We start from the raw sequence: 22,168 nt of genomic DNA on the forward strand, positions 1-22,168 counted from the left end.
GGCCTGCTTTTGTTTATCTTATTAATTCAACAGTTCCGCGTCGGTCGATATTCCTGCTTCTAAAGCTAATGCCTGCTTTAGCGGTAATGGTATAAGCGCCGGGTGCTAACCCCGGAAAATTGGCGCTATTTTGAAAGTTTATTCCATCAATGGAAAACTGGTAAGGCCGCACCCCCTCTTTTGCGATCGCTTGAATTTGCCCGTTGAGATTTCCGCAGGTTGCATTAAATACATTGGGGTCGATGGAAAATTCACATTTTTTTAAAATATTTGCGCCATATCGATTGATCACCCCGTTTGCATCTTTGATATAGACAGTGTAAACACCAGCGTACAAACCATTGAAATAGCAGGTATTTTGGTAGTTAACGCCATCTATTGAATAGGTATAAGCCGATGGGTTTGTTATCTTAAATTCGATAAAAAACTATTACTGACCTGAATCGTCAATAATAAAGTGAGCAGCGTTGAAATTTTCAACGTTTGTTTTTCACGCATATAGGAGTTACGTCAGATTTATTTCACTTTATTGCCGGCGGTGTTCAGTTTCTGGAAAATATCGGAGACGCAAAAATAAATCTAATATTCCAATATCGCAGGGATAGTTATGCGATACATATATTAGATCTTTTGTAAATGTTAGTTTGTCTCCGTATGGAAATTCAGTAAGAAGTTAACCAAATTCACCTCTGGTTGAATACCTAATTTCTTTCGTAACCGGTGACGGCCCAACTCAACCCCCTTAATAGTAATATTCATGATCTGCGCTATTTCCTTGCTGGTAAGGTTCAACCGTAAATACGCACAGAGTTTCAGATCGCTGGCAGTGAGATAAGGATAGGTGCTTTTTAATGATACCAGGAAGTTGCTGTGCACTTTATCGAAATGAACGGCGAATTGTTCCCAGTTCCTTTTCATTTTATCATCCCCCAACATGCGCAGGATCTTTTTATAGTCATCGGTTTCCTTATCTATTTCGCTCGATTTTTTCATGCGCACAAATTCTTCTTTCACCTTCATCAGCATTTCACCCTTTTGTACCAGATTAAAAGTGGTGGAAGCCAGCTCATTGTTTTTTACCTGTATTTCTGACTGTAGCTTTTCATTCTGCAGGCGGATGATCTCCTTCTCATTCCGCTCCAGTTCCAGCTGATGCAGATAGGTCAGTTGTTTTTGTTCTTCCTGGTGTTTTTCTATTTCCAACTGATGCAGGTAAGCCATGCGTTGCCGCTCTTGATCGTGCCGTTGTTGCTGTAGTATGAATTTTTTCATTTGCCATTTATAAATGGCGTATATGAACAGGATCGACAGCAACGTATAAAAGAAATAAGCCCAACGGCTGCGGTACCAGGGCGCCAGTATAGTGAACTTATAAGAAACAACTACAGATTCCCGGCCCTCGTGTGTTCTTGCCTTTACCTTGAATGTATAAGTGCCCGGGGAGAGATACGTATAATCTTTTTCATTTTTCTTTGTCCAGACCGACCACCCATTATCAAAATCTTCGAGATAATAAGAAAACTCAATGCTCGATTGCTTGCCATACAGGGGCGATGAATAATCGAAGTGGATGGAGTTCCAGGCATACTGAATTTTAGGTGCCTCTTCATTGTTAAAATAACCGCCAAAAATAGTACTGTCGCGTTTATTTACGATGCGTACATCACTTATCTGAATGGGAATGTCTTCCCTGAATTGTTTATACTGGTTGTAATTGATTAAATAGAATCCCTCTTCAGCGGCAATAAATACATTACTGCTGTCGTAGGGATAAACAAATTCAAGACCATTCCCCGTGATCTTATTATTCAGCTCGGGGAAATAAATGATCTGGGGCTGTTTTTCGCTCAGGTCTGCTACACCCAGGTGCCGATCGTGCACAAACCAGATATTGCCATTGTTATCTTCCCGCAAATACCGGATGGGTACTTTAGGTAATATTCTTTGCAAAAAGGCAGAAGGTTCAAAATCGTCGGTGCGGGCATTGTATTCAAAAATGCCTTTATCATTGGTAAGAACAACCCGGCTTTTTATTTTAAAGATATGGTTGTTGTTACTGGATAATATGCCTTTGGTGTCTTTATAAACCGTATAAGGCGGTTTTGCAGCGCCGGTGTTCAGGATTATTTTATACAACCCTTTGTAGGGATGGGCTGCCCAGGCAATATCATTATCAACCGCAACAAAACGGGCCGATTCAAAGTGTGTATGTACTTCGGGGTTGTTAAATTTACCATTGGTAAAACTGTAAAAGTTCAACCCATTATAGGTTCCGGCCATAACAATTGGTGAAGGGGTAACATTGCTTAAAGGTAAAAAGGTCCAGAAGCCGGAGCTGCTATCGATCTTTCGCGAGGTTTTGTTCTCGATTACAAAGAAGCCATCATTATGTCCCATCACCAGCTGGCCGTTCAATTCGCTCAGGTTCCAGACCTGGCCTTTGGGGCCAGGTATCAATTCGAATTTACTCTTAATAAAACCCATATCTTTTTGCTCAGCAAGCGATGCTGCATACACGCCATTGGAGGTACCAATGTATAGATCGTTCTTGAAAATAACCGCTGCCTTGCCGGAGCTGTGCTCCTGGTAATCGGGATAAATATGTTTAATGGCGTTGTTGTAGGCAATGAAGTCGATGCCGTTATCGAGCCCCAGCCAGATGTTTTTTTTGCCATCAACAAAAACGCTGAGGATATTATTGCTTTGCAATCCATCGAGTTTGGAAAGGCGTTGAACCAATTCCCCCTTATCATTGATTATAAAACAACCCGCCAGGTTGGTAATAATAGCTATCTGGTTTTGATTGATCACGGCGGCGCTGTAGGGGTTCTTTTCATTGATCAGCCGCATGTCGGGCGTTTCAAAAGGAATGATGTCTTCACCATGTAAAATGTAAGAACCATGATGTTTGGTCAGCAGTAGTGAGCTGTCGCCCTGCAGGGGAACAATGGCTGTGATCTCGGCTTTCTCGGGAAAATAATTGGCTTTGGAAAAAGGAACCCAGGTACCGTTTTTAAATTGCAACAGTCCTTTTTGCCAGGCTTTACTAATGAGTTTGTTTTGATGTAACCCCAGAAAGCTCCAGGCCGGGTTACCAAAAACGGTGATCTTATCGTTTTGCAGCTGAAAGATCTTTCTATACGAGCGAAAAAAAACTTCATTGCCAACAGGTACTACGTCCCAGATATCGGTAAAGTCTTTTTCATTTTCGGGAATCAGATCGTTTAACGACCTGTACTGAAGCCTGCCATTTTTTCCGGGTTCAAAATAACCAATTTCACCCTGTGAGCCGATATAGATGCGGCCATCGTTGCCAACAGCCAGGGAACGAACACCTGTTCCACCCGGTAAAGTATATTTCTTCCAGAAACTTCCGTCGAAACTTAACAATCCTTCATCATTGGCCGCATACACAATCCCTTTTTTATCCTGGGCAAGTTTCCAGTTTTGGGTACCGGCATTGTAGATCTGTTTGGGATAGTTGATGATCTCAGGCAGGCCAATGGTATTTTGGGTGTGCCCAATAAACACACGAAAGCAGCATATAGCTAGCAATAACTTTCTCATCATGACAGCAATTGAGGACTATGAATACGTTAGAATACTAAGGTAAGTAAATGCGAACTATTAAAAAAAGGGGTGGATAGGGTATTGAAGTGGTAAAGTAGTTGTGTTTTAGCAATTTAAGGTCTTTTTGATGTGGTAATGATGTGGTGTCAAAACGCAGATTTGAGTGGCAGAGTTATAAATTAGCCGTAAATGATGCACCTGCGGGGCAGGTGTTTCAAACAGTCAAAACATTCTTTATGCCACACATCAGACTAACGTCCCTGCTTTTGCTACTTATAATAACGGTATCCCCGGGAACAAGGGCCCAGGGTTTTTTACATGTCAGCGGTAAACAGATCCTAAATGGGAAAGGGCAAAACGTTTTGCTGCGGGGTGTTGGTTTGGGTGGCTGGATGTTACAGGAGGGGTACCTGCTACAGGTAAATGGCCCGGGCATGCAGCATACGATCAAAGCCCGCATAGCCGATCTCATCGGTGAAGACAGCACGAATGCATTCTACAACGCCTGGCTGGCAAACCATACGCGACGTATTGACATAGATTCCATGAAAGCCTGGGGGTTTAATTCTGTTCGGTTGCCCATGCACTTCAATCTGTATACACTGCCTGTTGACAAGGAACCCGAACCCGGCAAACAAACCTGGCTCGATAAAGGCTTTCGCATTACCGACAGCCTCCTTGCGTGGTGCAAAGCCAACCAGATGTACCTCATTCTCGACCTGCATGCAGCGCCGGGCGGACAGGGGAATGACCTCAACATTTCAGACCGCGACGCTTCCAAACCATCGCTTTGGGAAAATGAAGCCAACCGCCAGAAAACGATTGCCTTGTGGAAAAAGCTGGCTGAACGCTACGCAAATGACCCGTTTATTGGCGGTTACGATATTTTGAATGAACCCAACTGGGGTTTTGAAGATCTGGCAAATGATAAGAATGGCCTTAATGAAAAAGGGAACCAACCCCTGAAGCAGTTGATGAGGGATATAACCAAAGCTATTCGGGAGGCAGATAAAAACCACCTTATTATTATAGAAGGAAACGGCTGGGGTAATAATTATAATGGTATACTGCCCACCTGGGATAATAATATGGTGCTGAGCTTTCACAAATACTGGAATTTCAATACCTCCGAATCTATTAAACACATTCTGGAAACAAGGGATAAATACAATGTGCCGGTGTGGCTGGGCGAAACCGGCGAAAACTCAAATGTTTGGTTTACCGAAGCGGTGCAGTTACTGGAGGCAAACAACATAGGCTGGGCCTGGTGGCCATTGAAAAAGCTGGGTAATAACAATCCCATGCAGGTGCATTCGAATAAAGATTATGAAAAAGTGCTTGCCTTTTGGTCGAACCGGGGCCCCCGCCCTACCGCAGCAGAAGCTTATAATGGTATGATGCAACTGGCTAACGCCTTAAAACTCGAAAATACCACCATTAAACGCGATGTGTTGGATGCCTTGTTCAGACAGCCTTATTCAAAAACGACAATTCCGTTTAAAGCGAATGTCATAAAAACCGGGGCAATCGTAAAAGCAGTTGATTATGATCTGGGAAGGAATGGCGTAGCCTATTTTGATAAGGATACTGCCGATTACCATATTTCAAATGGTGCCAGAGGGGGTAATCAGGGCCGCACTTATCGCAATGATGGGGTTGATATTGCTGCAGACCCTACTACAGACAGTTATTTTGTGAACCATACGGAAGCGGGTGAATGGCTTCAATACACCTTAAATGTAGTAAAGGCGGGTCATTATCAGCTTAAGCTGAATTGTAACCCGGCCAGTGAAGATGCGAAACTCTCGTTCCTGGTAAATAAAAATGGGGCCAGAAAGATAACGGTCCCCAAGGCAGCCGGCTGGCAATCACTGGAAATAAAAGATATAGAGTTGAAAAAAGGACCGAATAGCCTTCGCCTTTATATCGATGCAGGCGATTTGACTTTAGGCGATATGCAATTCACGGAAGTGAAATAAAAAAGTTGAGTTAATGAAATCGAAGATTTCCTGAGCAGAGCCGAAAGATGATGTGGTAAAGAGGGGGCAAAAACCCGTATCCCCGGCGCATACCCCCTCCATTGATGGGGTATTGATAGGGTGCCTTTTTAGGCCAGGCTTTGTCAAGGTTCTACTTTAGATTTTCGATTTGTTCATTATTAACTAACAACTGACTTGCATATGAAAATTCTGCGCTTTGTCATTGCAGTGCTGGTATTACAGGCTGTCTTCCTGCCTGTACTGGCACAGGAAATTTTAGTGACCGGTAAGATAAATGCTAAAACCGGAGAGCCGCTGATGGGGGCCACAGTAGCCATTAAAGGGTCTAATGTTGCTACTACAACCGATGCCGGCGGTAACTTCTCCATTCATGTTCCCAACCGTAAAGTTTTATTGGTAGTTTCTTATGTTGGCATGAACAACAAGGAGGTGACTATTCCCGAAAGCGGTGCTATTAACGTACAAATGGAAGATGTAGGGGCAATGGGCCTCGATGAGGTAGTGGTAGTTGGATATGGTACTGCCAGTAAAAAAGTAGTTACGGGCGCCATTTCCAGCGTAAAAGCCAAAGACCTGGAAAATGTTCCCAGCAACCGTATTGAACAATCCCTGCAGGGAAGGGTGGCCGGTGTAACCATTGCTGCAAACAGCGGGCAGCCCGGTTCTGCTTCTACCATCAGGGTGCGTGGTGTTACTACCTTTTATAATAAGGATAGCGAAGGAGGTAACAATCCGCTATGGGTGGTTGATGGTGTAGTGGTTGATCAAAACGGAATTGGTTACCTGAATCAAAGCGACATTGAATCAATTGAAGTATTGAAAGATGCTGCCTCTGCTGCCATTTATGGAACCCGCGCCGCTACCGGGGTAATTCTGGTTACCACCAAAAAAGGAAAAAGCGGTAAGCTTACCGTAAACTACAATGGCTTTTATGGCATTTCCCGGGCCGCCAAAAAGCTTGACCTGTTAAATGCTACCCAGTATGCAACGATCATGAATGAAAAACAAGTGAATGGCGGTGACACCTTATTGTTTCGCGACCCCAACTCACTGGGCGCCGGTACCAACTGGCAGGATGCGATCTTTAATGATAAAGCAGCCCGCTTTTCGCATGAGTTGAGCATGAGCGGCGGAACTGACAGATCAACCTTTTATTTATCATTCGGGTACCAGGACCAGGAAGGTATTGTGGCCGGTCCTATTTCAAATTATACCCGTAAGAACATCCGCCTCAACTCAACACACAAAATTTCCAGCATCTTTACGTTTGGCGAAGCGGTAGGCTATTCGCATCAAAAAACCGTTGGCCTGGGTAATACCAACAGTGAATTTGGTGGTCCATTGGCATCAGCTATCAACCTCGATCCTGTTACGCCACTGGTAGTAACCGATCCGGCCATTGCGAAAAACAACCCCTACAGCAATAACCCGGTAATCAAGGATGGCAACGGAAATCCTTACGGCATCTCAAACTATGTAGGCCAGGAAATGACAAACCCTGCTGCATACATTCAAACCAAACTGGGGCAGTATAACTGGTCAGATGATTTTGTAGGCAATACCTACCTCGAAGCAGCCCTTGGCAAACATTTTAAAGTAAGAACAACGCTGGGTGGTAAATTATCTTATTGGGGATACCAGGGTTTTACCCCGGTATATTACCTCAGCGCAACTTCAAATGCCAATAAGAATACCTATAATAAAGAGAACCAGAATAGCTTAAACTGGAACATTGAAAACACATTAACGTATACCAATAGTTTCAAAAAACATAATGTAACTGTATTATTGGGGCAGGGTGCTTATGTGGAAAACCTTGGTGGCAAATCTACAATTGCCTTAAACAATTTGCCTATTACCAGTTATCGGGATGCCTCGTTTAGTTTCGATATTTCGCAGGCAAACAGATCTCAAACATCACAGGATTTCGCTAAACACAAATTGTCTTCTCTGTTTGGCCGGTTGAACTATAACTACGACGAGAAATACCTGTTCACCGGTATTCTCAGAAGAGATGGTTCGTCAAGATTTTCATTGAAGAACAAATATGGCGTGTTCCCGTCCTTTTCAATGGGGTGGAATGTTACCAATGAAGAATTCTGGCCCTCGAACAAGGTCATCGACCGGTTAAAGATCAGAGGTGGTTATGGCGTAGTAGGTAATGATGCCATCAGAAACTTTGGTTACCTGGCGGTTGTAAACGGTGGCTATAATTATACCCTTGGTACATCAGATGCCATTACCACCGGGTATTCACCGGAGTCGCTCGGTAACCCCGATCTGCGTTGGGAAGAAACCTCACAAACCAACATTGGTTTCGAAGCGCAGTTGATCAAGTCCCTTACACTGAATGTTGACTGGTTCATCAAAAAAACCAACGGCATCTTACGTCCGGTTACTATACCAGGTTATGTAGGAGTACCCATTTCGCCGGTAGCCAATATTGCCGACATGGAAAACAAAGGGATCGATGTGGAACTGGGATATCGGAAAAGTATAGGTGAGTTTAATTTAGGTGTGAATGCCAACTTTTCTTACCTGAAAAATAAGGTTACCTATGTTGCATCAGATGTCAATTTTGTGCCTGGTGATGCCACTTTCCAAACAATGGGTACTGTTACCCGTATAGAAAAGGGACAGTCGTACAATACCTTCTTTGGTTTTCAGACAGCTGGTGTTTTTCAAAACCAGACCGAGATCGACAATTATATAAATAAGAATGGCGAGAAGATTCAGCCCGATGCCAAACCCGGTGATTTTAAATGGGTAGATGTAAATGGTGATGGCAAGTTTACTGCAGATAATCTCGATAAGACGTATCTCGGTAACAGCATTCCCAAATACACATTCGGCCTGACCCTTAATGGTAGTTATAAATCATTCGACATCATGATGTTCTTTCAGGGAACGGCTGGCAGCAAAATCTTCCAGGGACTGCGCAGGTTGGATATTGGCAATGCCAACTATCAAACTAAAGTATTGGGTCGGTGGACAGGTGAAGGCACTTCCAATTCCTTTGCCCGGTTATCAACCAAGGACCCTAATGGAAACTTCTCCAGTATGTCGGATTTCTATCTCGAAAAAGGTGACTATGCCCGCTTTAAATTGTTACAGCTTGGTTATTCATTGCCTGAAAGACTTACCAGCAAGATCAGGGCTAACAGGTTGCGTGTATACCTGACGGCAGAGAATCTGTTCACCATAACTGGTTATACCGGTTATGATCCTGAGATTGGTGGAACTGTATTTGGGATTGATAAAGGAGTATATCCACAGGCCCGTTCATTTATTGGCGGTGTTCAATTGACGTTCTAATTATTCACCAATTTAATTAACAGGTTATGCGTACAATAAAAATAAACTATATACTAACAGCAGTTATTTCGATAATTACCCTGGCAGCTTGTAAAAAAAGCTTTGTTGATATACAGCCAGAAGGACAGTTTGTGGAAGAGACCTTTTATAAAGATAAAGACCAGGCATATTGGGCATTGGTGGGGGTGTATGATCCGTTGAGAAAGAATTCAGGCGGCTTCGAGAACATGCTGGCCCTTTTGAACAGCGGGTCCGATGATCATTATTGTGGTGGTGGTAATGCCACAGACGGCAACCAGTTGCAAACATTTTCAACCTATACCATTACCTCGAACTTAATGGCTCCCAGCTACTGGAACGATCCTTATCAGGGCATTTACAGGGCCAACAACCTGTTGTTGAAAATGCCGGCAATCCCTGCCATGGATGATACATTAAAAAACAGGTATGCCGCGGAGGCCAAAGCATTGCGTGCCTTTTATTATTTTAACCTGGTACGTATGTTCAAAAACATACCGCTGGTTCTGGAGCCACTGACCCTTAAGACGCTGCATGATCCTGAACAGGTAAAACCGGAACAGATATATGCACAGATAGAAAAAGACCTTACCGAAGCAATTCCGGTACTGCCTGTAAAAGTTGCCACCAGTGAGTCTGGCCGTTTTACCAAAGGTGCAGCCATGGCATTGTTGGGAAAAGTATACCTCTATGAAAATAAGAACACGCTGGCTGTTCAGCAACTGGTAGAAGTGAATGGTCCAACGCCTGGCGCAGCCAGCCCATTGGGTTATAGACTTCTTGGTAAATTCGATTCTCTATGGATACCTGCGAACAAGTTTAATGCGGAATCAATTTTGGAAGAAACACATAGCGCTGGTGGTAACTCCGATTGGGGTTTTTGGGGCAGTGGCAAGGATGAAGGCAATACGGCGAATGTACAGGCTGGTCCAAGAAGTTATGAAAGATTGGATAATTCAGCGCCAGACCTGGCCTCGGGCTGGAGCTTTATGGTGTTTACTCAGAATTTTTATGACTTTATAAAAAATGATCCGCGCAAGGATGCCACTTTAATGGATCTGAAGGTATTGCAAACACAAGGCCATATCAAATACGTTTCGGGTTATTTGAATACCGGTTACTTCCTGAATAAATTTCTGCCGCGTAAAGATGATGTATCAAAAGGTGCAGGAGCCTCTGAGCTGAACTATCGCCAGGATACCTATATTATTCGCCTGGCCGATACCTATTTAATGGAGGCAGAAGCATTGGGTGGTACCGGCGCCAGGGCGCAGGCATTACTGGATGCGGTAAGAGACCGTGTGGGATTGCCACATGTACCGGTGACCATAGATGCTATTAAAAACGAACGCCGGGCTGAACTCGCCGGTGAAGGACATCGTTGGTTCGACCTGGTAAGATGGGGAGATGCGCCAACTGTATTAGGAGGAAGAGGTTTTGTGAAAGGGAAGCATGAAATATTCCCGATTCCTTTTACAGAAACACAGGGAACAAAAATTAAACAGAACCCCCTTTATAATTAGCGGAAAATAAACAATTGACCTGTCGGGTACGCCATTAGATCCTTCCCTGTCAGTTTTCTGATGCGTGCCTGACAGTTCTTTTTTGCGAAACTTACCCGATGGTATCTTCTTAAAAAATATAGCCACATTTTATGTTTAACCCTGTAGTACTGTTGTTTTGTATAATGCTTGGCGGCAACTGTAAGAAGAATAATGAAAAGGAAAATCCACCGCCACCCCCCGACCCACCGGTTGCCAATGAGGTGCTCTTTTATTTAACCCGTGGCGATCGGGACGTGTTATTTAACAGGCAAAACGTAAAGCTGGTGTTTTCGGGTACTGGTAGTGCCTCCACTACCATAGAAGTAGATACCACGCAAACCTTTCAATCGATCGACGGCTTTGGGTATACGCTAACCGGCGGAAGCGCCTCTCTTTTAAATTCCCTGCCCGCTACAACCCTTGATCCATTATTGAAGGAGCTTTTTTTGTGGGACAGTACCAACATCGGTGTAAGTTATTTGCGTATTAGTATTGGGGCATCGGACCTTAGTGCTTCAACGTTTACCTACGACGATATGCCTGCAGGCCAAACCGATAGCAACCTGGTCAACTTTAGCATTGACAAAGAAAAACAGGACCTGATCCCTATTCTGAAAAAGATCGTTGCATTAAATCCGGCTATTAAAATATTAGGTTCACCCTGGTCGGCACCGGTATGGATGAAGACCAACGACAGTTTTAAAGGCGGCAGCCTGAAGCCGGAGTATTATGCAGCCTATGCCAACTATTTTGTAAAGTACATACAGGCCATGAAGGCAGAAGGCATTCCCATCGATGCCATTACGCCACAGAACGAACCATTGCATGGCGGCAACAATCCCAGCATGGTGATGCAGGCCAATGAACAGACGACGTTCATCAAAAATAATTTGGGGCCAGCTTTTGCAGCAGCTGGCATAAACACTAAGATCATTGCCTACGATCACAATGCAGACCGGCCCGATTATCCGCTTACTGTATTAAACGATGCAGCAGCAAATCCTTATGTAAATGGCTCGGCATTTCACCTGTATGGTGGCAGTATAACGGCGCTTACTCAGGTACATGAAGCACATCCCGACAAACATGTTTACTTTACTGAACAATGGGTAGGTGGCCCGGGTAATTTCCCCGGCGATCTAAAATGGCATGTAGAAAACCTGATCATTGGCGCTACCCGTAACTGGAGCCGGAATGTATTGGAATGGAACCTGGCCGCAGATCCCGGTTATCAACCGCATACACCCGGCGGGTGTACCACCTGTTTGGGCGCACTGACCATCAGTTCAACCGTTACAAGAAATGTATCATATTACATTATAGCACATGCGAGTAAATTTGTTCGACCCGGTTCGGTGCGAATAGGGTCAAAAGATGCCGGTTCAATTGTAACGGTAGCGTTCAGGAACCCGGAAGGCAAAAAAGTTTTGATAGCTTTGAATAAAGGGTCCAATACGGAATCCTTCAACATAAAATTCAATGGCAAAATGGTAACTACCAGCCTGAATGGTGGCGCCGTAGGAACATATGTATGGTAAACTGTAAAATTGATATAAAGATGATGAAATATGCTGTCCCGTTTTTAATTTTCCTTACCCAGGTTTTCAATGCCCAGGCGCAGAAAACGACCGTTAAGGCTTATCCGAAACCTTCCTATAAAACTATTACGGTTTATACCACAGCTGAGAAAACCGATTACCGGCTTTCGAAAACAGCGACCCTTACCCTTACGCCATTTGGTCAGCCATTGGAAACACAACCCTGTGTATTCATTGATGACACAAAAAAGTTTCAAACCATTACCGGCATAGGTGGCGCTATTACCGATGCCAGCGCGGAAACATTAGCCAAATTGCCGGCGGCAGCCCAGGAAGAGCTGATAAATGCCTATTACAGCGCCGATAAAGGAATTGGATATTCGCTCATAAGAACGAATATGAACAGTTGCGATTTTTCAAGTGACACCTACACGTATGTTGCCGACAACGATGCGGCACTTAAGACATTCAATGTAACGCACGATGAAAAGTATCGCATTCCCATGATTAAAAAGGCAATGGCAGCAGCAGGTGGTAAACTGCCCTTATTCATCAGCCCCTGGAGCCCGCCAGCCTGGATGAAAGACAACAACGATATGTTACATGGTGGCAAGCTGAAAGAAGAATTCAAACAAAGCTGGGCCAATTACTATGTAAAGTATATCAAGACCTATGAAAGCAAAGGAATTCCTGTATGGGGCTTAACAGTACAGAACGAACCCATGGCCAAACAAAAATGGGAGTCATGTATTTTTTCCGCTGAAGAAGAAAGGGATTTTATTAAAAAATATTTAGGACCCACCCTGCAACAACAGGGATTGAGCAGTAAAAAACTTATTGCCTGGGACCATAACCGTGACTTGTTGTATCAAAGGGCTACTACCATTCTCAATGATCCAGCGGCTGCCAAATATGTATGGGGGCTTGGGTATCACTGGTACGAAACCTGGACTGGCAGTGCCATGCAATTTGATAACCTGAGAAGAGTGCACGAAACGTTTCCCGATAAGAACCTGGTCTTTACCGAAGGTTGCGTTGAGAAATTTGATCTCGGCCGCATAGAGTCATGGTCAATTGGCGAGCGATATGGCTTTTCCATGGTAAATGATTTCAACAGTGGTACCTGCGCCTGGACCGACTGGAATGTATTGCTCGATGAGACCGGCGGCCCCAACCATGTTGGCAACTTCTGTTTTGCCCCCGTGCATGCCGATACAAAGTCGGGTAAGTTGATCTATACAAATGCCTACTATTATTTAGGACACTTTTCGAAGTTTGTAAAAGCGGGGGCCAGCAGAATAGGCACCGCCAGCAGCCGCGATAAACTTTCTACAACGGCATTTATTAATCCGGATGGTAAAATGATAGTGGTGGTGTTGAATCTGTCGAATGATGAGGTGGCGTACAAGGTGTGGTTTCAGGGTAATGCTGCAGATGTAACCAGTTTGCCGCATTCAATAGCAACGTTGGTAATTGAATAGTAATGTTTTTTCTATACAGCATTTAAAAATACAAGAGTCCCGCCATGTGGCGGGACTCGCGTTTTATAAGATAAGTCAAGGGTATGATTAGAATGAAATATAGGTAGTGTTAAACTGGCCGTCTTTTACAGTTATACTGTCACCACTGGTAAACGCACTGTATAATACCCCCTCAAATTTACCGGCAACCCTTTTATTTGTTTTATCAAAGGTGGTAACGGTAATAGAACCGTGGGATCCGGTACTATAACCACTGTAAATTTTATCAGTGGTAAAGGTCGCAACTTGAAGGCCTTTAACAGGAAGTTTTGTATTAAGAGCCACAGTGTCTGCGAAATCTACGGTCACATACACCGAGTCTCCAGGAAGTGTTTGGCCGCCAAATACCTCAACATATTTATTCTCTAAACTGGCTCCAACTAATTTTGGTTTAAAGGCATTGGTGCCAATAGTTGCAGACATTCCAGCAGAAGAACCATTGTCATCTTTGTCTTTTTTACAGCTGGTAACACCGATGGCTAAGGTCAGGGCAAATGCAGCAGATAATCCTAATAAGCGTTTGTTTTTCATACTTTGTTTTAAAGGTTATAAAAGTTTTTGGGCATATGAAACGGGTCAGATTATTATTTATTGTTGGCTGTAATTGCCTTGGTAACTTGATGTTGGCGGTACGCATTTGGAATAGAGAGCGTTTTATATGCCTGCGGCAGGTTTAAAAAATCTGTGACCTGCACACTTATCGGCAAAAACAACACGCCTATTGCCAAAACTGCACAGTTATCGGTTTTGTGAAATGATATAAAAAAATATTTTGATCTTGTAGTGTTCAAATAGATCATCGCCTTTCCTTTAAAAAAAAATTTTAATTTTTTTTAGCTGCTGTCATTATTCTGAATAGTGACGGCAGCCCTTTTACTACTTATACCAGATTTTGAACAGCCCGTTTTTAAGTAAGTTAAAAAACGTACACCGGCTGTATCGATACCGCACACGTATACCCCCTGTTGTTTTATAAATCATTGGTTTAGTACATAATAACAGCTGGCATAGTTTCGGTTCCGAAAAATTATGATCAAAAACTATTTCAAAACTGCTATCCGGAATCTGTTTAAGAATGGATTGTTTTCATTTATTAGTGTGTCCGGTTTGGCATTGGGAATGGCCGGTGCCGGTTTATTAATCCTGAACATCCAGTACAAGCTTAGTATTGATCAGTTTCATGAAAAGAAGGACCGTGTTTTCAAAGTATATGGTAAAACAAGTACAGGCAGTGGAGTAAATACTACTGATGGTAATTCGGCGCCATTAGGACCAGCCTTGCAAAAGGAATTTCCACAGATCCTACAGATGACAAGAGTGGCGCCCACGGGAAAAATGTTCGATTATAAAGACAAAAAAATACAGGTTGACGGGTATTATACTGATGCAGCTTTTCTGGATATGTTCAGTTTCCCATTGATAACAGGGAATAAGCGGACTGCTTTAAAAGATCAGCTTAGTATAGTTATCACAGAAGGCCTTGCCAAGAAGATCTTCGGGGGTGAAGATCCAATAAATAAGATTGTCAAACTGGATAATGTGCAAAGTTTTACGGTTACAGGTGTGTTGAAAGAGCTTCCTTTAAACAGCTCTTTTAAATTTGAATACCTACTACCCTGGACAGAAAACAATACGAACTGGGATGTCTATTTTGCCAAAACCTACGTGGAGTTGAAAAACCCTGGTAATGTAAAAGCGGTTAATAAGCAGATCGCAGGTATCATTAGCGAACACAGCAAAAATGAAGAAGGCAGGCAGGTCTTTTTACATCCGGTCAGTAAAATGAATTTGCATCGTAATTTCGATGCAAATGGAAACCCCGAGACAGATACCGAACTCATTTTTCTTTACCTGCTGGCGGCCGTAATGCTGTTGATCGGTTGTATAAATTTTATGAACCTCACAACCGCCCGGAGCGAGAAAAGAGCAAAAGAAGTGGGTGTAAGAAAAGTGATGGGCGCTGCAAAAATATCATTGGTTATTCAGTTCATTACGGAATCAACATTACTGGCTGTTTTCTCTGGCTGTATTGCGATGTGTATTGTTCAATTGGTATGGCCCGCCTTTAGTGCCATCGCTAAAGTTCCGGTAAATATTCCCTGGCGATCGCCTTTTTTCTGGTTATCTGCATCGGCCTTTATATTTTTAACCGGCATATTGGCGGGTAGCTACCCTGCTTTTTATTTGTCATCGTTTAGGCCGGTTAAGGTGTTAAAGGGAATTTTCAATAATAAAACGGTATTGATCACACCTCGCCGTATACTTGTTGTCAGTCAGTTTGTAATAGCCATTTTCCTTATCAATTTTACCATCGTTTTCCGCAAGCAGGTTAATTATACAGAGAACAGGGACCCGGGTTTTGTAAAAGAGCAACTGATCTATCATCCATTGACCAGCGACCTCAAAAGGCAATATGAAGTAGTTCAACAGGAATTGATGAATACTGGTATGGTAGCGGCCATTTGTGAAAGCAATATGCCTGTAACAAGGCCCTCCGGCTGGGTAAACGGACTGGAAGGAGCCGGTGGAGAGAAAAACAGGAACACCTATTTCAGCCTGATCACATCGCCCGGTAATTTTGTAAAAACAAATGGGCTTACGTTAACAGCGGGAAGGGATCTGGATTATGAGATCTATCATACGGATACCGCATCCTGTGTTATTAATGAATGTGCAGCACATGAATTAGGATTTACCAATGCGGTGGGGCAATTCATAAAAGACGGCGATTTTAACTGGAAAATAGTAGGCGTAGTAAAGGATTTTTACCAGGGTTCGCCTAATGAGATCACCAAACCAGCCATGATTAGATATGAAAAAAAAGGGAGTATTTTAAATATCAGGTTAAAAGCAGGGTTTGCAACACAACAAAATGTTACAACCATTGAGGCGATACTGAAAAAATATAACCGGGGTTTTATTACCGAACTGCAATTTGCCGAAGCAGATGTTGCCAATTCTTTCAGGCAGCGAAAAAACGCATTAATGCTAGTAAACTCCTTTGCAGTAATAGCCATATTAATAGCTTGTATGGGGTTGCTGGGGCTTACTGCCTATATGGGTGAGTTAAGAAAACGGGAGATTGGCATAAGGAAGGTGCTGGGGGCAAGCGTAATAAGGGTTACTGCCTTGTTGACAAAAGATTTTATTTGGCTGGTTATTGTTGCAGTATTGATCGCCTCGCCATTGGCGATGTTGTTTATAAATTTCTTTTTGCAACATTTTAGTTACAGAACGGAAGCTAGCTGGTGGATCCTGCCGCTTTCCGGAATAATAGCTGTTTTCATTGCGACCCTCACCATCAGTTTTAATGCGATAAGAACCGCGATAGAAAATCCGGTTAATTCGTTGCGAAGTGAATAATTAGTTTGTTGTCGAACCCATGCAGACTAATTATGGGTTTATGGCGATCATTAAAGACCCGACTGGACGAAGGGGGGGTATATGAAGAAGAGCTGGCTCAGATTTTGGCCTATTTGATATTTAATAAGAATTTCTATCTTTGCACTACCGATAATCTCGGCTGCTGACATCTCTGTAAGGGGCAGATGTTCCTACCAACGCCCCATGATCTAATCTTTTTTATTCCAAATTAAAGAACATGGAATCTATTGGGTTCTACTGTGATGCCAATAGCATTGAACAAAATGCTATGGATCAATTACAGCAGTATGCGCAGAAGCCATTTGTAAACAACATTTGTGCTTTTACCGATATTCATTACTGCAGTGAAAAGGCATTGCCTGTGGGCGTGGCCTTTGAAACATCGGATTATTGTTACCCCCTGATTACCGGTAAAGATATCGGGTGCGGGGTAATGTATCTTAAAATAGACAAAGAATACTGGCGCCGGCCATTTGAAAAAGCTGCTCATTACCGGGCACTGAATTTTGCCCATCATAAAATGACGGATGATGGACTTGGCGGCGGCAATCACTTTCTCTCTATTGAAGAAGATGCAGGCGCGATCTACATTATCTGCCACACCGGTACCAGGGACAGAGGAATTGCCTTGTATCAACAATGTATGCAATTAACTCGCGATTTTTCCCTTCAGTATGGGCGGCAGGTGGATTTTGTACATAAGGATTTTTTGAAAGCTGATTTTTTAAAGTATTATAACGAGACTTTACAATTTGGCTATGAAAGGAGAAAAAATTTTTGTTTTAAAACTTTGATCTTTTTACAGAATGCCAATTACATTCAATGTAACAAAGAAACAATCGACAGAAATTATCTACAAGCCAGTTTTAAAGATCAGGATCACAAAGCTGTTTTGAATGGAATCCCCTATTTACTGGAAGATTCTATTCACAACCACCTGCGGTTTAAAGATCGACATATAATACACCGAAAAGGAAGCACGGAATTAGAGAAGGGAAAAACTGTTGTAATTCCTCTCTCTATGTCAAGAGGAAGTTTACTGGTGCAACCAGGCAATATGCCAGATGCGGGTAACGCCCTGTATTCCTGTGCGCATGGTGCCGGACGAAAGTTATCGCGATTTGAAGCCATGAAATACTGGAAAACGGTGCTGAAGGAAAAGCAACGTAAAGCCTTTAAGGAACGATTTACCGAGTTGTTGGATAAATCAGGCAATTTCCCCCAGGGATATATTCAGGAGTTTGATTTTGCTTATAAAGATTCGGTAGATATATTCAAACATCAACCATATTTGAAAAAGATAACACAAACTAATCCCGTGGTTACAATTAAGTATTCAGAAATTTAACGCAAATCAAATGGAGCCCCCGGCTCCATTTGATTTATAAAGGCCCGGCTCAATAATTGCTGCAATTGACAAAAGAGCCAAATGTATAATTTATCCAGTACTGGCGACCTCGATGCGTTGATTAAAGCGGCAGGTAACAAAACGATTGTAATGCTTGGCGAAGCATCACACGGCACACACGAATATTACACCTGGCGAACAGCCATTTCAAAACGATTGATTGAAGAATACGGATTTAATTTTATTGCTGTTGAAGGCGACTGGCCCGACTGCTATAAAATAAACCGTTTTGTAAAAGGCTATAAAGATGCCGGTGATTCAATCAATAATGTACTGCAGGTATTTGACCGATGGCCTACCTGGATGTGGGCAAATTGGGAAACGGCCGCACTGGCCGAATGGTTGCGGGAACACAATCAACATTTGAACATACTTGAGAAAACCGGTTTTTACGGACTCGATGTGTATAGTCTTTGGGATTCCATGGAAGCCATGGTTAATTATCTCGATAAAGAAGATCCAAAAGCATCGCAGACGGTAAAAGCGGCCATACAATGTTTTGAACCTTTCAGGGAAAGAGAACAATCCTATGCCTATTCATTAAAAGAGCATAATTGTCGCGATAAAGTGCTGTCCTTACTGAAAGAAATAAAATTGAAAGCCCAGTTCCTGGATGGTGACCGCGAAGCGGGGTTCAATACAGAACAAAATGCATTGATTGCCGTGAACGCCGAAAAGTACTACAGCAGCCTGATAGGCTTCGATAATGAAAGCTGGAATATTCGCGACACGCACATGATGGAAACGCTGGAGCGGTTAATGAAATTCCACGGCCCTGCCGCCAAAGGAATTGTTTGGGAACACAATACCCATATTGGCGATGCCCGGGCTACCGACATGAGAAGCGCCGGTATGGTGAATATTGGCGAATTAGGCAGAAAGAAATATGGTGTGGATAACGTGTTCCTTATTGGCTTTGGCTCCTATGAAGGAACTGTAATAGCCGGCGATGCCTGGGGAGCGAATATGCAGGAAATGGAGGTGCCGCCTGCAAGAAAAGGAAGTATAGAGGAAGCCCTGCATTTACGGGGAGAGCATAATCGCTATATGATCTTTGAAGAAGAAACAAATGAACTGTTCGATATGGAGATCGGCCACCGGGCAATTGGCGTGGTGTACGACCCAAAGCGTGAAAAATATGGAAATTATGTACCTACCATTATGAGCGAGCGTTATGATGCCTTTGTATATTTTGATACAACCCAGGCACTGCATGCATTGCACTTGCCTGCTGGTCATCAAACGCCGGAAACCTATCCATTCGGAGTTTGAGCGGTTATTCTCCCATTTTTTGTTTCAACATCGCCAGCTCAGCTTCAATATTCACCAGGCGTTTATAAATTTCGCCGGGGCCGGGTAATTGTCTCGTCCAGCGTTCTACCACATACCAGATCTCGGCAACTTCTTCCACATCCAATACAATGGTGGGGAATTCGCCGGTTTGATTATTATCGCTTTTTACAATGATCTTTCCCTCATGATACCGGTTGATCAGTCGTTTGATCAATACACCCTGAAAGCGGGTAACCAGCACATAAACACGATCGTCACGAACTTCAGAAATATCGGCCCAGCGGGCTATGACCCGGTCTGCATCCTGTAAAGTAGGGAACATGGAATGCCCTTCCACTTCAAATATCCGGTAGGTACCATTGGTATACCCGGGCAACCGGTAAGCAGATAAAGATTGAATAAATAGAGGATCGCCATAACCCGACATATAACCAGCCCTGGCTTTTACCGGTACATAAATGATATTTTCTTCACCCTGGCTATCGACGGTGATATATTTAGGTGCCTGAAACCTGCGGTATGGAAAAAGAGTGTTACCCACGACAGAAACAGGCATGTCTTCATCTGCAGGAGGTACCAATTGGTTTTTGTCACTGGTAACAGTGTGACTATCATTTACTGCGTTTTCGTTGTTTTCCTCGGCCTTATAGGCCACCAGACCGCCTTTAGACAAATCCACGCTCACAAGCTCATCAATAGAGATGTCGAAAAATGAGGCAATTTTTTCTAATGTACCTAAATCTGGTTCTGAATGAGTTGTTTCGTAATTCGAGAACGTATTTCGCTTTAAACCCAATGCTGTAGCCACTTCCGCCTGAGTCAGCCCTTTTTTCTTCCTTAAAAAGGAAAGATTGTTTGCAAAAAAAGTTGACATAAATAGAAAGTTTTTGCCCCAAAAATTAGAATTGTCGAAAAATGAAGCATATATTTGCTGTATCGAAATGCTATACAGAATATGCAAAGAGCTAAAAGTATGCAAAAAACAACGAAATCGTACTATGGAAACGAGACATAGCCTGAAAATTCGACTTCTTCTCCCGGGCTTTTGCCTCAAAAGTTATCACTTCTTGTGCAGATTGGTCCTTCCATGCGGGAATCTTGTTTAACCGATTTATCAACTGTATAAAAACCGAAGATTATGACACATATGCTTTTACAAAAGAACGACACGACAACTTACAAAAACGGAAGTTCCATGAATGTGCATACAAGGAGAGAATTATCCATCGTAAGTCACGTAATTACGCGTGCACAATACGAGATACAACAGCAGGCCGGCATTGAAGTAATATTAATACCCCGGTATTCAAATAAAATGATGGAAGATGATGTGAAGCAGTTATTTGAAGCAATGTGTGAGTGCTGGAATGTTCAATTGGCCTGGGTAAGCGATAAAAGCAGAGCGAACGACAGACCAACTATGCGAAAACTGTTATGGATGGCCGGAAAGAAAAAATTCCCGCACATGCCTTACAGCCTGTTAGCCAATCTTACAGGTGCAACCGATCATGCAGGGGTAATTAAAGGAATAAGAAGCGGGTATAACTGGCTGAATGTGCAGGATGAAAAATTCCTGAAATATTATGAACCGGTAAAAGGTTATTTTGATGAACTACAGGAAGAACAAATATAGGTTCGAAATGAAACGGCAATTGGCAGAAACCCTGAAACAACAAATAGAAACAATCCTTGATGACAATCCGGCCAATGACGACGATAAACTGCATTATGCGGTATTGGCTGAAATAAGAGACAGGTTATACGTAAAGCTGATCAAATACCAAACCGATTATACCATTAGTTTCACGCCTGCACAGGCATTTGCATTACGCATACTGTACACCGACTATATCAACGATCCGACCTGTTATTTGGGCAATAGATTGCATGCGTTAGCTGCAGAAGTGCATAAACAGTTTAATTAATAAGCACATAAGGGTTTTCTATGTAAACGGTTTTCAATAAGCCGTAAGGGGCATCGTATTGCCAAAACAATTTATCAGATTATTAAACCATAAAATCTTACAACTATGTTCCGTGAAAAGAAAAAACTGATCATCAATGTGAATTATGACGAAGCCCAGGAGGCATCTGCCAAATATGCTGAAGTATCATCAAGACTCGGTATTATAGAAGCGCAATTGAACGAACGCATAACCCGGATAAGAGACCAGTTCCAGGATGAGATCATTCAACTCAATATGGAAAAGGAAAGACAAATGGAAGTATTGGAAACATACGCAAAAGAGCAGAAATGCAACTGGGGCAAACGCAAAAGCGTTGAATTATTGCACAGCGTGATCGGTTTTCGCACGGGAACACCCAAGGTTACCAAAGACAGAAAATTTAGTTGGGAAGATGTGCTTGATATGGTAAAAGAGAAATTTCCTTCATTGGTTCGGGTTAAATGTGAACTCGACAAAGAAGCTATTATAGCATTACGTGATGAACAACAATTCCAGGATCTGCAAAAAACCTGCTTTGTAGATGTAGTACAGGAGGAAACCTTTTTTGTAGAGGCTAAATTACAATCATTGCTCCGCGTTGCATAAGGTTACATGAAAAATGTTTAAGGCTC

15 protein-coding genes are annotated in these 22,168 nt (G+C 42.8%); 11 read left to right on the forward strand and 4 right to left on the reverse strand.

Going from position 1 to position 22,168, the window contains the following annotated elements:
• Positions 1 to 13: 13 nt before the first annotated feature.
• Positions 14 to 337: a hypothetical protein gene (locus BMX95_RS34840; protein ID WP_081198645.1), complete on the reverse strand. Its 324-nt coding sequence runs from the start codon at positions 335 to 337 to the stop codon at positions 14 to 16.
• 302 nt (positions 338 to 639) lie between these two features.
• Positions 640 to 3,570, reverse strand: coding sequence for a triple tyrosine motif-containing protein (locus tag BMX95_RS04400; RefSeq protein WP_081198644.1), 2,931 nt, complete (start codon positions 3,568 to 3,570; stop codon positions 640 to 642).
• A 236-nt stretch (positions 3,571 to 3,806) separates the two neighbouring features.
• On the opposite strand from BMX95_RS04400, the gene BMX95_RS04405 reads away from it, so the two are divergent.
• From BMX95_RS04405 to BMX95_RS04425, 5 genes are all read left to right on the forward strand, one after another.
• Entirely contained in the window at positions 3,807 to 5,549 is a 1,743-nt protein-coding gene (locus tag BMX95_RS04405) for a cellulase family glycosylhydrolase (protein ID WP_081199835.1), read from the forward strand.
• 201 nt (positions 5,550 to 5,750) lie between these two features.
• Entirely contained in the window at positions 5,751 to 8,885 is a 3,135-nt protein-coding gene (locus BMX95_RS04410; RefSeq protein WP_081198643.1) for a SusC/RagA family TonB-linked outer membrane protein, read from the forward strand.
• Between the two features lie 26 nt (positions 8,886 to 8,911).
• Complete coding sequence (locus BMX95_RS04415) at positions 8,912 to 10,426, forward strand: RagB/SusD family nutrient uptake outer membrane protein (protein ID WP_081198642.1); 1,515 nt, start codon at positions 8,912 to 8,914, stop codon at positions 10,424 to 10,426.
• 131 nt (positions 10,427 to 10,557) lie between these two features.
• A complete protein-coding gene (locus BMX95_RS04420; RefSeq protein ID WP_081198641.1) occupies positions 10,558 to 11,985 on the forward strand; it encodes a glycoside hydrolase family 30 protein in 1,428 nt (475 codons plus the stop codon).
• 20 nt (positions 11,986 to 12,005) lie between these two features.
• Entirely contained in the window at positions 12,006 to 13,466 is a 1,461-nt protein-coding gene (locus BMX95_RS04425) for a glycoside hydrolase family 30 protein (protein WP_081199833.1), read from the forward strand.
• Between the two features lie 87 nt (positions 13,467 to 13,553).
• On the opposite strand, the gene BMX95_RS04430 is transcribed toward BMX95_RS04425, so the two are convergent.
• The gene (locus BMX95_RS04430) at positions 13,554 to 14,036 is read right to left on the reverse strand and encodes a hypothetical protein (protein ID WP_081198640.1); all 483 of its coding nucleotides are present in this window, start codon (positions 14,034 to 14,036) and stop codon (positions 13,554 to 13,556) included.
• A gap of 498 nt (positions 14,037 to 14,534) precedes the next feature.
• On the opposite strand from BMX95_RS04430, the gene BMX95_RS04440 reads away from it, so the two are divergent.
• From BMX95_RS04440 to BMX95_RS04450, 3 genes are all read left to right on the forward strand, one after another.
• The gene (locus BMX95_RS04440) at positions 14,535 to 16,868 is read left to right on the forward strand and encodes an ABC transporter permease (protein ID WP_081198638.1); all 2,334 of its coding nucleotides are present in this window, start codon (positions 14,535 to 14,537) and stop codon (positions 16,866 to 16,868) included.
• A gap of 238 nt (positions 16,869 to 17,106) precedes the next feature.
• Positions 17,107 to 18,237 (forward strand): RtcB family protein, encoded by a 1,131-nt coding sequence (locus BMX95_RS04445; protein ID WP_081198637.1) that lies wholly within the window; start codon positions 17,107 to 17,109, stop codon positions 18,235 to 18,237.
• 81 nt (positions 18,238 to 18,318) lie between these two features.
• Entirely contained in the window at positions 18,319 to 19,569 is a 1,251-nt protein-coding gene (locus BMX95_RS04450; protein WP_081198636.1) for an erythromycin esterase family protein, read from the forward strand.
• 4 nt (positions 19,570 to 19,573) lie between these two features.
• Here the strand turns inward: BMX95_RS04450 and BMX95_RS04455 are convergent, their stop codons facing one another.
• Entirely contained in the window at positions 19,574 to 20,464 is an 891-nt protein-coding gene (locus tag BMX95_RS04455; RefSeq protein WP_081198635.1) for an XRE family transcriptional regulator, read from the reverse strand.
• Between the two features lie 264 nt (positions 20,465 to 20,728).
• Between BMX95_RS04455 and BMX95_RS04460 the strand changes: the two genes are divergently transcribed.
• The 3 genes from BMX95_RS04460 (at position 20,729) to BMX95_RS04470 (ending at position 22,142) form a co-directional block, all read left to right on the forward strand.
• On the forward strand, positions 20,729 to 21,223 hold the full coding sequence (locus tag BMX95_RS04460) for a hypothetical protein (protein ID WP_081198634.1): 495 nt from the start codon (positions 20,729 to 20,731) through the stop codon (positions 21,221 to 21,223).
• 7 nt (positions 21,224 to 21,230) lie between these two features.
• Complete coding sequence (locus tag BMX95_RS04465) at positions 21,231 to 21,515, forward strand: hypothetical protein (RefSeq protein WP_133053881.1); 285 nt, start codon at positions 21,231 to 21,233, stop codon at positions 21,513 to 21,515.
• A gap of 105 nt (positions 21,516 to 21,620) precedes the next feature.
• Entirely contained in the window at positions 21,621 to 22,142 is a 522-nt protein-coding gene (locus BMX95_RS04470) for a host-nuclease inhibitor Gam family protein (protein WP_081198632.1), read from the forward strand.
• Positions 22,143 to 22,168 lie beyond the last annotated feature (26 nt).

It is taken from the genome of Niastella yeongjuensis, from assembly GCF_900110245.1.
Classification (GTDB): Bacteria; Bacteroidota; Bacteroidia; order Chitinophagales; family Chitinophagaceae; genus Niastella; species Niastella yeongjuensis.